Origin of the sequence: Oryzomicrobium terrae, assembly GCF_008274805.1 — a bacterium.
GTDB lineage: Bacteria > Pseudomonadota > Gammaproteobacteria > Burkholderiales > Rhodocyclaceae > Oryzomicrobium > Oryzomicrobium terrae.
In genome coordinates this window covers 88,409-101,746 of sequence record NZ_CP022579.1, presented here as the reverse complement: position 1 = coordinate 101,746, position 13,338 = coordinate 88,409, and the positions used below count along the sequence as shown (strand labels likewise).

Below are 13,338 nucleotides of genomic sequence, written 5' to 3'. Positions count from 1 at the left end.
GCGTGGTTCTGGCACCGCAGCAAAGACGGGAGGGATTCCGACAGCAGGCACGGCGGCACGATGAACGGTGCCGCCGTGCCCGTCCGGGCAGCGGGGATACCCTTAGAGGAGGGGGGCGAGCCAGCGGGCGGCTTCGTCCACGCTGAAACCGGCGCGCCGGGCCCAGTCTTCGAGCTGGTCGCGGCCGATCTTGCTCACGGCGAAGTAGTGGGCGTCCGGGTGGGCCAGGTAGAAGCCGGACACCGCCGCTGCCGGAGTCATGGCGTAGGACTCGGTGAGACCCATGTCGGCATTGCGCGGCGCGTCGAGCAGGTCGAACAGGCCGCCCTTGGCGGTGTGGTCCGGGCAGGCCGGGTAGCCGGGGGCCGGGCGGATGCCCTGGTATTCCTCGCGCACCAGCTGGTCGTTGGACAGGGTCTCGCCACCGGCGTAGCCCCAGTACTCCTTGCGTACCCGCTCGTGCAGCCATTCGGCGCAGGCCTCGGCGAGGCGGTCGGCCAGGGACTTGAGCATGATGGCGTGGTAATCGTCGTGGCCGGCCTCGAACTCGGCCAGCTTGGCCTCGATGCCCAGGCCGGCGGTGACGGCGAAGGCGCCGGCGTAATCCTTGATGCCGCTTTGCGCAGGCGCGACGAAGTCGGCCAGGCACTGCTGGGGCTTGCCGTCCGGGCGCTCCTGCTGCTGGCGCAGGCCGTGCCAGGTGAACACCGGGGCGGCGCGGGTTTCGTCGGCATAGAAAGCGATGTCGTCCCCCACCGCGTTGGCCGGGAACAGGCCGAACACGGCGTGGGCAGTGAGCCACTTCTCGGCGATGATCTTCTCCAGCATGGCCTGACCGTCGGCGTACACCTGGCGGGCGGTCTCGCCCACCACCGCGTCGTCGAGAATCTTGGGGAAGGCGCCGGCCAGGTCCCAGGTCTGGAAGAAGGGGCCCCAGTCGATGTACTTGGCCAGGGTGGCCAGATCCACGTCGCGCAGGGCGGTGACGCCGAGCTTCTTGGGCACCACCGGGGCGTAGTCGAGCTTGATCGGATTGGCCCGGGCGGCCTCCAGGGACACCAGGGGAATGCCCTTCTTCTTGCCGTGCAACTCCCGCAGCTTTTCGTACTCGGCGGCCACCTGGGCCTGGTAGTCGGCGGACTGGGTTTCCGACAGCAGGCTGGTGACCACGCCCACGGCCCGGGAGGCGTCCGGCACGTACACCACCGGTTTGCTGTAGTTGGGGGCGATCTTGATGGCGGTGTGGGCCCGGCTGGTGGTGGCGCCGCCGATCAGCAGCGGCACGGCGAAGCCCTGGCGCTCCATCTCGGCGGCCACGTGGCTCATTTCTTCGAGAGACGGGGTGATCAGGCCGGACAGGCCGATGGCCTGGGCGCCGTGCTCCTTGGCGGCGTGCAGGATCTTGTCGGCGGGCACCATGACGCCCAGGTCCACCACCTCGTAGCCGTTGCAGCCGAGCACCACGCCGACGATGTTCTTGCCGATGTCGTGCACGTCGCCCTTGACCGTGGCGATGACGATCTTGCCCTTGGAGGAAGCGCCGGTGCGGGCCTTCTCTTCCTCGATGTAGGGGATCAGGTGGGCCACCGCCTGCTTCATCACCCGGGCGGATTTGACCACCTGGGGCAGGAACATCTTGCCGGCGCCGAACAGGTCGCCCACGGTGTTCATGCCGTTCATCAGCGGCCCTTCGATCACCGCCAGGGGCGGCTTGCCGGCGGCGGCCAGGGCGGCGCGCACTTCCTCGGTATCGGCCACCACGAAGTCGGTGATGCCCTTGATCAGGGCATGCTCCAGGCGCTTTTCCACGGGCAGGGTGCGCCAGGTCAGGTCGGGCCCGGTGTCCTTGGCCTTGCCTTCCTTCACCGTCTGGGCGAACTCCACCAGGGCTTCGCCGGCGCCCGGGTGGCGGTTCAAGACCACGTCTTCCACCTTCTGCCGCAGTTCCGGCGCCAGATCGTCGTACACGCCGAGCATGCCGGCGTTGACGATGCCCATGGTCATGCCGGCCTGGATGGCGTGGTAGAGGAACACGGTGTGGATCGCCTCGCGCACCGGGTCGTTGCCGCGGAAGCTGAACGAGACGTTGGAAACGCCGCCGGAAATCTGGGCGTGGGGCAGATTTTCACGAATCCAGCGGGTGGCGTTGATGAAATCCACCGCGTAGTTGTCGTGCTCCTCGATACCCGTGGCGATGGCGAAGATGTTCGGGTCGAAGATGATGTCCTGGGCCGGAAAGCCAATGCTCACCAGCAGGTCGTAGGCCCGCTTGCAGATCTCGATCTTGCGCGCGTAGGTGTCGGCCTGGCCCGTCTCGTCGAAGGCCATGACGATGACGGCGGCGCCGTAGCGGCGGGCCAGCTTGGCCTGTTCCAGGAACTTGGCCTCCCCCTCCTTCATGGAGATGGAGTTGACGATGCCCTTGCCCTGGATGCACTTGAGGCCGGCTTCGATCACCTCCCACTTGGAGGAGTCGAGCATGATCGGCACCCGGGAGATGTCCGGTTCCGAGGCAATGAGCTTGAGGAATTTCTCCATGGCGGCCACGGAGTCCAGCATGGCCTCGTCCATGTTGATGTCGATCACCTGGGCGCCGTTTTCCACCTGCTGGCGGGCCACCGCCAGGGCGTCGTCGTAGCGGCCTTCCAGAATCATGCGGGCGAAGGCTTTCGATCCGGTGACGTTGGTGCGCTCGCCCACGTTCACGTAGAGGCTCTGGGGCCCGACGTTGAAGGGCTCCAGGCCGGAGAGGCGCAGCTGGGGCTCGATTTGCGGAATGATGCGGGGGGCGATGCCGGCCACCGCCTTGGCGATGGCGCCGATATGGTCCGGGCTGGTGCCGCAGCAGCCACCGACGATATTCACGAAGCCGTGGCGGGCCCAGTCGGCAATTTCCTCGGCCAGCTGCTCCGGCGTCTCGTCGTAGCCGCCGAAGGCGTTGGGCAGGCCGGCGTTGGGGTGGGCCGAAACGAAGCAGTCGCAGACGCGGGACAGCTCTTCCACGTACTGGCGCAATTCCTTGGCTCCCAGGGCGCAGTTGAGGCCGAAGGACAGGGGGCGGGAATGGGACAGGGAGTTCCAGAAGGCCTCGGCGGTCTGGCCCGACAGGGTGCGGCCGGAGGCGTCGGTGATGGTGCCCGAGATCATGATCGGCCAGCGCCGGCCGACGTTGTCGAAGAACTGCTCGATGGCGAACAGGGCGGCCTTGGCGTTGAGGGTGTCGAACACCGTTTCCACCAACAGGATGTCGGCGCCGCCGTCGGTGAGGCCGCGCACGGCCTCGGTGTAGCTTTCCACCAGTTCGTCGAAGGTGACGTTGCGGTAGCCCGGGTCGTTCACGTCCGGCGAGATCGACGCGGTGCGCGAGGTGGGCCCCACCACCCCGGCGACGAAGCGCGGCTTGGTCGGGTTGGTGGCGGTGAATTCGTCGGCCACCTGGCGCGCCAGGCGGGCGCCGGCCACGTTCAGCTCGTAGACGATGGCTTCCAGCCCGTAATCGGCCTGGGACAGGGACGTGGCGTTGAAGGTGTTGGTTTCGAGAATGTCGGCGCCGGCCGCCAGGTACTCGGCATGGATGCCGCGGATGACCTCGGGCTTGGTCAGCAGCAGCAGGTCATTGTTGCCCTTCAAGTCCTTGGGATGGTCGCGGAAGCGCTCGCCCCGGTAGTCGGCCTCGCCCAGGCTATGGCGCTGGATCATGGTGCCCATGGCGCCGTCGAGGACCAGGATGCGCTCTTGCATCAGGGCCGTCAGTTCGGCGGTGCGGTCGGGTTGCAGGGCGGGGGCGGACAGGGAAACGTGGGGCGCGGACATGGAGGCTCCAAAAGCAAAAACCCGCTCAGCGTGGCGGCGAGCGGGTTGGCACGTCGCTTTAGCGGAATTTGTAACGCGCCCGCAAGCTGAGCTCAAATCGGCGCGAAGGCAGGAGGGTAGGGGGCGGTGCCGTCGCTGTCAAGGCAGAGCGGCGCTTATCCTTTTTGAATCATTGCCTTGGAGGTCGTTTTGACGCGGCCATCAAGGTCGAAATTGACGTAGAAGTGCCACTCTTCCCACGGCAGGTCGCCGGCGATGCGCCAGTCCCATACTTCCTCCTGCTGGCGCTCGAACACCGTGGTGCCCGCCGGGCTGCCCAGAATGTGGCGCACTTCGTCCCGGCTCATGCCCGGGCGGACGCGGGCGTAGTTGGTCTCGGTCAGGGCCTGCTCGACCCGTTGCACGATACCGTCCGGCCCCAGAGTGATCAGGTAGGTGGCAGTGCCCATGGGGCCCCGCGGGTATTCCCAGGTGATGCTGCCATCGTCGTTCTCCCAGCGCCCCGGCGGCTCACCCCAGTGCTTGATCACGTCGGCACTGGTGGATTGGCCGGGCACCGTGGCATCGAGCTTGGCGGTATCGCAACCGACCAGGGCCAGGGCACCGAGGAGCATGGGCCGCCAGCGGGTGGACCAGGACGACAAATCGAAACGGGGCCAGGAAAAGGACATGAACGATCCCGAAAAGGACATGGCACCGCCGCGGGTGCCGACCCCGTTATCGTACCGGCGTTCGGCCTCACCCGGACAGCATTGCCACCCAGCGGCTCAACGGAACGGGCGCCAACTGCCGCCTGCCCGTCTCGCCATCGTCATTCGTTGTTCAGGTCCGCAGCGGCCGCCGCCAGGCGCAGCGGTGCCGCCGCCGGGTTGAGGTTGAGGGTGAAGTCACGGGGCAGGTCGTGGCCGAGCACGATACGCACATCGGCCCGGGCATCCATGTCCCCCCGGGCGATGACGACGGAGCGCTGGGGAAAGCTGGCGCCCAGGGTCTGGGCCTGTTGCTCGAAGCCAGCCCGGTACTGGATCTGGGTGACCGCCTGCTGGTAGGGCTTCTGGTTGGTCAACCGGCCCAGGGGAAAGCCGTAGGCCTCCAGGCTGCGGCTGACCCGCCGGGCCAGGCCGGTGATACCGTTGCCGTTGGCCACTTCCAGACGGAAGCGGGCGCGGGAGGAGCCCCCCGCTGCCGGTACCGCCCCAGCCTCCGGGGTGATGGCAGCCGTCTGGAGCGGTGCCGTGGGCTCCACCGCGGCTGCCGCCATGGCGGCAGCTTCTGGTGCCACGGCAGGGGGCGTCATCCGGGAAGGAAGATCGGTGACTCTGGTGACATCCACCGGCGTGATCCGACCGATATCCACCTGTCGAGGCGTCTCCGGGCTAGCGGCAGCCAGGACGACCAACGCCGTCGCATCGTGTTGCGGCACCATCGCCTGGAGTGCGACGGGGGGTGCATTGGCGGCCACCTCCTGCACCGTAGCCCGGGCGTCCCCCAGGGGCACGGCTGTAATGATCGTGATGCCGCCTCCGGCCTCGACGGTGGCCGTATTCGCCACGGCGGCCGCGGCGGGCTTGGGCGCCAACGGAGCCGGTGTGGCGGCGGGTTCGGCGCGAGCCACCCCGCTTTGCGCTCCGCCGGGCGCCTGGGCCAGGGCCAGGTTTTCCCGGGCGCCCCCGTTGGCCGGATCGAGGCTCAGGGCTTCTTGCAGCATGGCAATCGCTTCGTCGCGCCGCCCCTGGAGCAGATAGACCCGCCCCAGGTTGCTGCGAATATGGGCCGCCCGGGGCGCAGCATTCACCCCGGCCAGAAAGGCTTGGGCGGCTTCGTCGAGACGGCCTTGGGCCGCCAGGGTGGCGCCCAGGGCGTTGTGGGCTTCGGCATGGTGGTCGTCGAGTTGCAAGGCGCGACGGAACGCCAGTTCGGCCCGCTCATGGCGGTTCTGCCCTTGGTAGTAGCGCCCCAGCTGGTACCAGGCGTCGGGACCGACCTGATTGCTCATGCGCAGTACCGGCTGGATCTTCGTCATCGGCCCCGGAGCGGTATTCGCGCAACTGGCCAGCGTCACGGCGGCCAGGGCGGCCTGGATCGCTACGGTGATCGTCTTTTTCATGGCATTTCCTTCGCTAGCCGTTATTGCCCGCCGGTCATGGTCGGCAGGAGGATGCGACTGATCTGGATGAAGGCCGGACCGAGCAGCACCAGCATCAGGGTGGGAAAGATGCAGAAGATGAGCGGAAAGAGCAGTTTCAGGGCCACCTTGGCCGCCAGCTCCTCGGCCCGCAGGCGCCGCTTGGTGCGCAAGGTGTCGGCGTGCACCCGCAGGGAGTCGGCGGTACTGGTACCGAAGCGCTCGGCCTGGATGAGCATGGCCACCAGGGTATCCACCTCTTCCACGCCGGTGCGCAGCGCCAGGTTGCGCAGGGCCGCCTCCTTGGCACTGCCGGCGCGCAGTTCGAGGGTGACCAGGGTCAATTCGTCCGACAGGGCCGGGCTGGTCAGGCGGATTTCCTCGGCCACCCGCTGCAAGGCGGCGTCCAGACCCAGGCCAGCCTCGACGCAGACGGTAAGCAGGTCGAGGGCGTCCGGAAACGCCTCGAAGATGTCCCGCTTACGCCGGTTGGTGATGTGGCGGAGCACCAGGTTAGGCAGGTAGTAGCCAATGCCGCAGCACAGGAAGAGCAGGGCAAAGACCATCTCGGGACGGGCCGTCGCCCCGCTCAGGGTCAGGTAGAAGAACAACAGGAGCGGCAGCCCCACTGCCAGCACCACCTTGGCGGCAAAGAACAGCACCGGTGCCATGGGGTCGCGGAAGCCGGCGTTCATGAAGCGGATGCGCAGCGCCGAACCTTCCCAGCCCGGGTCGGGCAGGCGCAGCTTGGCCAGGGGCGTGGCCGCCCTGACGATGGTCTCGACCCATTTGCTTTGGGGCGAGACGTCATCGCTTACGGTTGCGCCCAGCACGCCTTGCAGGCGCTGGCGCAGCGGGTTGGGCGAGAACAGCCACATGGCGGCCATCGCCACCGCAAACACGGCGACGAAGACCAGGACGAGGAAAATCAGCTGTACGGCATTCATGGCGCCCCCTCTTTTTTTATCTCGGGCTTAGACGTGGATGTGGATGATCTTGCGCATCCAGACGATGCCGAAAACGATCATCACGGCGGCCATGCCGACGAGCTTCAGGCCGGTGGGATCGGTCCACAGGACCTTGAGAAAGTCCGGGTTGACGAAATTGATGATGGCGGCGGTGACAAAGGGCAGCAGGCCCAGAATCCAGGCCGACAGTCGCCCTTCGGCAGAAAGCACGCGGATCTTGCCGAGGAGCTTGAGGCGGTCGCGGATGATGGTGCTGATGTTGCCCAGCAGTTCGGCCAGGTTGCCGCCGGTCTCGCGCTGGATCAGTACCGCGATGACGAAGTAGCGCAGATCCATGTTCGGCACCCGGGTCGCCAGGTTGGTCAGGGCGACCTGCATCGAGAAGCCGTAATTGACCTCGTCGAAGGTGGTGCGGAACTCACCGGCGATGGGATCGGGCATCTCCTCCCCGACCATCTTCAGCGCACTGGGGAAGGCATGGCCAGCGCGCAGGGCCCGGCCGATCAGGTCGAGGGCGTCGGGCAGTTGTTCCTCTATACGCTGGATACGCTTGTCGCGCCGGCGCAGCACGTGCATCAACGGCACAAAGCCGCAGGCCACCCCCACACCGAGCCACAGCAGCATCGGCAGGTGCAGTGCCCAGCCGATAGCCAGGCCGATCGCCACCCACAGCAGGGAATAGCCGAGGAAACGGCTTACCGTCCACGGCAGGCCGGACTGTTCGAGCAACCGGTCAATCTGGTGCACCCGAGGAATCTGCAACAGCAGTTTGGCCAGTCCCGGCGCCTCGGCCAGCAGGCGCTTCTTCAGAATCGACAGGTCATCGCCGGTCCCGGCGTGGGCCCCTGCCGACATCAGCCGCACCCGCTTCGAGATGCGCTGCGCCTCGGTGCCCCGGGTGGTATTCCACCAGGTCAGCGCCCCTTCGAGGAGAAGGGTGACCGCCAGGAAGAGGAACAGCAGGAAAAAGTAGTAGAGGTAGTCCATGGTGGAGCTCCCATGCGGGTCGGCCGTTATTCGAAGTGCCGGCTCGGGTCGAACAGGTTGTCGTTCAGGCTGATGCCGTGGGTGCGCAGCCGCTCGACGAAGCGCGGCCGTACGCCGGTGGCGGCGAAGTGGCCAATCACCTTGCCGTCCTGGCCGATCCCTTCCTGGCGGAAGGTGAAGACCTCCTGCATGGTGATGATGTCCCCCTCCATCCCGGTGACTTCCTGGATGCTGACGATCTTGCGCTTGCCGTCGGTGAGCCGCGATGCCTGCAGCACCACGGCGATGGCCGAGCTGATCTGCTGGCGAATCACCCGAGGCGGCAGGTTGAGGCCGGCCATGCCGATCATGTTCTCCAGGCGGCTGATGGCATCCCGGGGGGTGTTGGCGTGGATGGTGGCCATGGAGCCCTCGTGACCGGTGTTCATGGCCTGCAGCATGTCCAGGGCCTCGGCACCACGCACCTCGCCGAGGATGATGCGATCCGGGCGCATGCGCAGGGCGTTGCGCACCAGGGCGCGCTGGGATACCTCGCCCTTGCCCTCGATGTTGGCCGGCCGAGTTTCCAGGCGCACCACATGTGGCTGCTGTAGTTGCAACTCGGCCGCATCCTCGATGGTGACGATGCGCTCGCTGCTCGGAATGAATCCGGACAGGATATTGAGCAGGGTGGTCTTGCCGCTGCCGGTACCGCCGGAGATGAGGACGTTCACCTTGGCGGTAGCCAGGCCTTCCAGCACCTCGGCCATGGGACCGGTCAAGGTCTTGAATTCCAGGATGTCGGCCATGGTCAGGGGCACCACGGCGAAGCGCCGGATCGACAGGATCGGCCCGTCGATGGCCAGGGGCGGAATGATGGCGTTGACCCGGGAGCCATCGGCCAGACGGGCATCCACCATCGGGCTCGACTCGTCGATGCGCCGCCCCACCCGGGAGACGATCTTGTCGATGATCTTCAGCAGGTGGGCGTCGTCGTGGAAGGTGACGTTGGTCAGCTCCAGTTTGCCCCGCCGTTCCACGTACACCTGCTTATAGGTGTTGACCAGGATGTCCGAGATGGTGGGATCGGTGAGCAGCGGCTCCAGCGGCCCCAGGCCGAGCATCTCGTACTGGATGTCGCGCACCAGGTTGCGCCGTTCGGCGTCGTTGAGGACCACGCCGCCTTCCACCAGCATGCGCTCCACCAGGTTCTTCAGTTCCTCGCGCAGTTGCTCCTCGCTGAGGCGCTGCATGCGCTCCAGGTCCACCCGCTCAAGCAGGTTCTGATGCAGGCGGGTCTTCAGTTCCTGGTAGGCCTGTTGGCTACCCAAGCCATAGCCGCGCGGATCGAGGCCGCGCAGGGACTCGCTATCCGTTTCGTTGAGCCGGTCGCGCAATGACATGATGATTCTCCTCGATGAACGGGTCAGGCGCGATGGAAGACCCGGGCAAACCAACCGCCGGTCTCCTCCTTGGGTTTCGCCACCAGGGACTGGGCCACTTCCTGCAAGGATTTCGACACATTGCTGGCCGCCGCCAGTTTGAGAATCGGAACCCCCTGATTGACCGATGCCGCCACCGCTTCGAAGTTGTTGGGCACCACGCACTCCACCTCCTGACCCAGGGCCCGGCTGATGTCGGCCAGGCCGAGGATGCCGCCCTTCTGATAGCGGTTAACCAGGAGCCGAACTTTGCTCTTGGCATAGCCAAGGGAGCGGAAGGCCTCCATCAGCCGCTTGCCGTCGCGGATGAACGGCAGGGTCAGCTGCAGCACCGGGAAGATCACGTCGGCGTGATCCATGGCGCGCACGCTCACCGGATCCAAGCCCCGGCCGGCATCGACGACAATGAAGTCGTAGTTGTTGCGGGCCAGGCGCAGCAAGGTATCCACGTGCTCCGGCTTGACGGCCAAGGCCCGGGCCGGGTCTTCCGGGGCGGCCAGAACCCCCAGGTTGGGCGTGATGCTGACCAGGCACGACGCCAGGAACGAGGCATCGACCCGGTCGATCTGCTCGGCCACATCGGCCAGGGTGGTGCTTGCCTTATGGTCGGAAATGAATAGCAAGGCATCGCCAAACTGCAAGTTCAGGTCTACCAGCAGCACCTTGGTCGACTCTTCCTGGGCCAGGGCATAGGCCAGATTGGCGGCAACGAAGGTGGTGCCACAGCCCCCCTTGCAGCCGACGAAGGCGAGGATGGTGCCGTGGCGCGGCGTACTGCCATTGGCCTTCTTGATCAGCCGGGCCATCGACGCGGTCAGCACCGGCGGCGACACCGGATGGGGCAGCACTTCCCGCACCCCGGCTTGCATGGCACGCAGCAGGAATTCGGGCGACTGGCTGTCGGACAGGACGATGCAAGCCATCTCGGGATAGAGGTGGTTGAGCCGCTCGATCTTGTCGAGGTGCGCCATCTCGTTGTCCGCGCTGTCCAGGATGAGCACGTCGGGCTCATCGTGCACCGGGATCGAGGCCAGACGGTCCAGCCCCCCTTCGACACCGGTAACGGCAACCTGGCCTTCCATGCCCTGGAGCATCGACGTGATGTCCTTGAGCCGCTGCCGCTGAGGCGAGACGACGACCAGGTTCATGATCTTCTCCCCGTTGATTTTCATGATTCGCAACCCACAAACGTCACGTCGCCTAGGAGGAGGCGACAAACCCCAGGCTTTCGGCAGGCATCACCACCGGCGATATCGGAATGCGTATTGCCCAGTCGATTCCCGACATGCCGAGCAGAAAGCCGATCAATGGCTGGTAGAACACCCCACCGCAGTTGGTCGTGTCACACACCTCGGCCCGCACGTAGCGGATGCAGCTGGTGGTGCGGGTGATATCGCCGCAGGCCGACATGTTGTCCGCCGGGTCGGCCGGCGCCGGATTGACGGGGTTCTGGTTGATATCCAGGTACGTCAGCCGCACCGTGCTGTTGGTCACTTCCGGGCTGCCCGGCATGTAGGCCAGCCCCGTCGTGCCGCCGCCGAAGACCGCCTCACGGGTTATCGCATCGACATCGGTGGTGAAGTCGCGCACCACGGCTTCCCGTGCGGCATGCCGCGTCACTTCCTGCACCGTGTTCCACACGTACATGAGGCGGCCGAGTTCGATGATGCCGAGTACCAGGGTGAGGAAGAAGATCGACACCAGGGCGAATTCCACCGCGGCGACGCCGCGCTGGCGTTGTTGGGTGGGGGTATGGGATCGGATCATGGCGAGCCTCAATTGGCCATGTAGGGCATGGTGGTGTAGGGCGCCAGGGCAATCCCCGGAATGTTCGAGGTGCTCAGGGTGTTGGGATTGAAGAAAGGAAACACCCCGCCGATGTTGAGCGTGTAGCCGCTGATCTGGACCGTGACGCTGTTCGGCGCCGTACCATCGGTGCAGCTTGGTGAGCAGGTGACGACCACGTTGGCGGTGGTGATCTGCGGCGTCAGGTTGGCGCCGTTGACCTCCTGCACCACCAGGCTCTTGGCGGCAGCTATGCCAACCGAGGCAATGTTCGTCTTGGCATTCACCGACATCAGGCGCGCCCCATCCCGGGTCGCCTTGGCCAGGGCGTTGTAATGCCAGAAGGCCCGACCGAACTCGAAGATGCCGGCAGCGATCAGCAGCAGGAAGACCAGTGTTAGGCCCAGTTCGACGGCAGCCACACCGCGTTGTTGGAAGCGAAGTGCGATGGATTTCATGGCATTCACCGGTAGAGCTTGATGTCGGCCTCGGGCACCGGGCTGATCAGGCCGGCGTACTCGGTGATGATCGACCCCGGCAGATTGGCCCTTTGCGTCATGAAGAAGCGGCCGATCCCCAACGCCTTGATCGTGGCGCACGATCCGCTGCCGCTCAGGGTCGTGCAATCGACGATGACCAGGTTCAACATGCGCCGCCCGGCAACCCCCGTGCCGTTCGCCCCCGAGGGTTTCTGGCTGTAGGCGCTGAGTCCCGACAGATAGGGCGACGGGCTTGGATAGCTGGTGGGCGGCGTGGCCCCGAGTGGCGCGCTGTAGAGCTGATTCCAGTTGATATTGGTAGCGGCAAAGTTGGAGCCGTCGGACTTGAGCGCCTGGGTATAGGACGACAGCACACCGTAGTTTGTGTAGGTCATCGCCTTCGGTACGGTCGGGTTGGCGATGTTGAAGTAATCGGGAATATGGTTCGTCTGACCCACGAAATCTTGTGTGGTCGTGTCAGGCGCCATCCAGGGCGCATTGGCGCCGTGGGTGTACTGCTTGATATTGGTATCCGGTGGCGCCGTGGCCGGATCGCACTTGGACGCACCGCCGAAGACATCGAAACGGGAGTTGAGTTGTGCGTCCGCCGACGACGAGAAACCCGTATTCACATACACCGTGGGGCTGGTGGCGATGTTGGAGGCCACGGCGCTGTTGCCCATGCAGAGAAACGGATTGGTGAAACTGGCACTGGCATGGCTCGGGTTGCAAGCTCCCGGCGGCACATCCACCGGATTGAGCAGGAATTTGTTGGGGCTTCCGCCCAGGGGATCGAGGTCGATGATGTTGTAGCTGACTCCGCGCCGGAAGCCGTATTCGAGACGTTCCCCTGTCGGGTAGTCGATGTATTTGGTTTTGGTGATGGCGCAGACGGCAATCGGCGTCACGTTCTGGACGAAGCGTCCGGCCACCGCGTAGCCATACGTCCCCACCCCCGTTGTAGCCGTCCCTTGCAGGAGATGGGTCGGCATGAAGTAGGTGGCGTTGCTGTGGTTACCGGTATCGACCTCGATAAAGGTCATGCCCGCCGCCAGGGCGTCGCTGGTGACACTGCTGGCGGCGACGAAGGAGCAGTTGGGATTGCGCAGGGGCAGCCGGTCGCTCGGGTTGGGGCAGCTGCCGACGCGGATGTTGGCCGCCGTGATGGCGATACCGCCAATCAGATTGCTACCCGAATTCTGGGCAAAGGTGGCGATCGCATCGTTGATGGCCTTGGCCACCCCCGCGGCGGTCTGGTTCAAATCCTTGGCCCCGCTAAGGGCCGCAGCATCAGCGGCGTTCTGCAACTCCGTTTTGCGCGAATAGAGTTGGGACAGGTCGACGGCGATACCCAACATGCCGATAAGCATGAAGAAGGACAGGAGGCCGACCATGATGGCGACCGCCCCCCCTTGCTTCTTGCCGACTCCACACCCGGTTTTCATGGCACTGCTCCATTTGCGCTTAGCGGCCGCTACTGCCACTGATGCCTATGCTGAAGGGACTGGCGGGCGTCTCCGGCGTGCGGAAGGATTTTTGGTACGCCTCAATGCCTTCTCGCGCTGCCCGGCCATCGATGCCCGCGACCGGATCCGGGTTCTTGCCGGCATCGGGGTTGAGGATCTGCTGTGCCTTGGCGAGTTCGACCGCCTCGCCGAAGTGAGCGTCCCAGTAGGGGGTGTTGGAGCAGCCACCCAGCAGCAGGGCTAGCAGGAGGCCACCGCCGATGGCCTTTGGGGTATGTCGCAACGTGCTCATGG

At 65.5% G+C, this 13,338-nt stretch carries 11 protein-coding genes and 1 riboswitch; all 11 genes read right to left on the bottom strand.

The annotated features are described in order from the left end of the window. Nucleotides 1-102: 102 nt before the first annotated feature. The 11 genes from metH to OTERR_RS00385 all read right to left on the bottom strand — a co-directional run bounded on the left by metH (nucleotide 103) and on the right by OTERR_RS00385 (nucleotide 13,336). Entirely contained in the window at nucleotides 103-3,777 is a 3,675-nt protein-coding gene (gene metH, locus OTERR_RS00435) for a methionine synthase (RefSeq protein WP_054619971.1), read from the bottom strand. Between the two features lie 74 nt (nucleotides 3,778-3,851). Beyond that, a riboswitch (SAM riboswitch) is annotated at nucleotides 3,852-3,927 on the bottom strand. Between the two features lie 41 nt (nucleotides 3,928-3,968). Continuing rightward, nucleotides 3,969-4,484: an outer membrane protein assembly factor BamE domain-containing protein gene (gene bamE / locus OTERR_RS00430; protein ID WP_054619972.1), complete on the bottom strand. Its 516-nt coding sequence runs from the start codon at nucleotides 4,482-4,484 to the stop codon at nucleotides 3,969-3,971. A 140-nt stretch (nucleotides 4,485-4,624) separates the two neighbouring features. Continuing rightward, entirely contained in the window at nucleotides 4,625-5,920 is a 1,296-nt protein-coding gene (locus tag OTERR_RS00425; RefSeq protein WP_054619805.1) for a LytR C-terminal domain-containing protein, read from the bottom strand. Nucleotides 5,921-5,940: 20 nt separating this feature from the next. After that, nucleotides 5,941-6,885, bottom strand: a complete 945-nt coding sequence (locus OTERR_RS00420) for a type II secretion system F family protein (protein ID WP_054619806.1) — start codon at nucleotides 6,883-6,885, stop codon at nucleotides 5,941-5,943. 27 nt (nucleotides 6,886-6,912) lie between these two features. Next, complete coding sequence (locus OTERR_RS00415; protein WP_054619807.1) at nucleotides 6,913-7,893, bottom strand: type II secretion system F family protein; 981 nt, start codon at nucleotides 7,891-7,893, stop codon at nucleotides 6,913-6,915. A 26-nt stretch (nucleotides 7,894-7,919) separates the two neighbouring features. Then, a complete protein-coding gene (locus OTERR_RS00410; RefSeq protein WP_054619808.1) occupies nucleotides 7,920-9,275 on the bottom strand; it encodes a TadA family conjugal transfer-associated ATPase in 1,356 nt (451 codons plus the stop codon). A gap of 23 nt (nucleotides 9,276-9,298) precedes the next feature. After that, a complete protein-coding gene (locus OTERR_RS00405; RefSeq protein ID WP_223115971.1) occupies nucleotides 9,299-10,486 on the bottom strand; it encodes a CpaE/TadZ family protein in 1,188 nt (395 codons plus the stop codon). 28 nt (nucleotides 10,487-10,514) lie between these two features. Continuing rightward, the gene (locus OTERR_RS00400; RefSeq protein ID WP_082396510.1) at nucleotides 10,515-11,081 is read right to left on the bottom strand and encodes a TadE/TadG family type IV pilus assembly protein; all 567 of its coding nucleotides are present in this window, start codon (nucleotides 11,079-11,081) and stop codon (nucleotides 10,515-10,517) included. 8 nt (nucleotides 11,082-11,089) lie between these two features. Beyond that, entirely contained in the window at nucleotides 11,090-11,557 is a 468-nt protein-coding gene (locus tag OTERR_RS00395; protein ID WP_149424516.1) for a TadE/TadG family type IV pilus assembly protein, read from the bottom strand. A gap of 5 nt (nucleotides 11,558-11,562) precedes the next feature. Further along, nucleotides 11,563-13,023, bottom strand: a complete 1,461-nt coding sequence (locus OTERR_RS00390; RefSeq protein ID WP_054619810.1) for a pilus assembly protein TadG-related protein — start codon at nucleotides 13,021-13,023, stop codon at nucleotides 11,563-11,565. A 19-nt stretch (nucleotides 13,024-13,042) separates the two neighbouring features. Continuing rightward, on the bottom strand, nucleotides 13,043-13,336 hold the full coding sequence (locus tag OTERR_RS00385; RefSeq protein WP_054619811.1) for a hypothetical protein: 294 nt from the start codon (nucleotides 13,334-13,336) through the stop codon (nucleotides 13,043-13,045). Nucleotides 13,337-13,338 lie beyond the last annotated feature (2 nt).

Coding starts and splice junctions, on each gene's coding strand:
- OTERR_RS00395 (WP_149424516.1), bottom strand. CDS start 11,557: ATGAAATCCATCGCACTTCGCTTCCAACAACGCGGTGTGGCTGCCGTC.
- OTERR_RS00390 (WP_054619810.1), bottom strand. CDS start 13,023: ATGAAAACCGGGTGTGGAGTCGGCAAGAAGCAAGGGGGGGCGGTCGCC.
- OTERR_RS00410 (WP_054619808.1), bottom strand. CDS start 9,275: ATGTCATTGCGCGACCGGCTCAACGAAACGGATAGCGAGTCCCTGCGC.
- OTERR_RS00400 (WP_082396510.1), bottom strand. CDS start 11,081: ATGATCCGATCCCATACCCCCACCCAACAACGCCAGCGCGGCGTCGCC.
- OTERR_RS00420 (WP_054619806.1), bottom strand. CDS start 6,885: ATGAATGCCGTACAGCTGATTTTCCTCGTCCTGGTCTTCGTCGCCGTG.
- OTERR_RS00415 (WP_054619807.1), bottom strand. CDS start 7,893: ATGGACTACCTCTACTACTTTTTCCTGCTGTTCCTCTTCCTGGCGGTC.
- bamE (WP_054619972.1), bottom strand. CDS start 4,484: ATGTCCTTTTCCTGGCCCCGTTTCGATTTGTCGTCCTGGTCCACCCGC.
- OTERR_RS00385 (WP_054619811.1), bottom strand. CDS start 13,336: ATGAGCACGTTGCGACATACCCCAAAGGCCATCGGCGGTGGCCTCCTG.
- OTERR_RS00425 (WP_054619805.1), bottom strand. CDS start 5,920: ATGAAAAAGACGATCACCGTAGCGATCCAGGCCGCCCTGGCCGCCGTG.
- OTERR_RS00405 (WP_223115971.1), bottom strand. CDS start 10,486: ATGAAAATCAACGGGGAGAAGATCATGAACCTGGTCGTCGTCTCGCCT.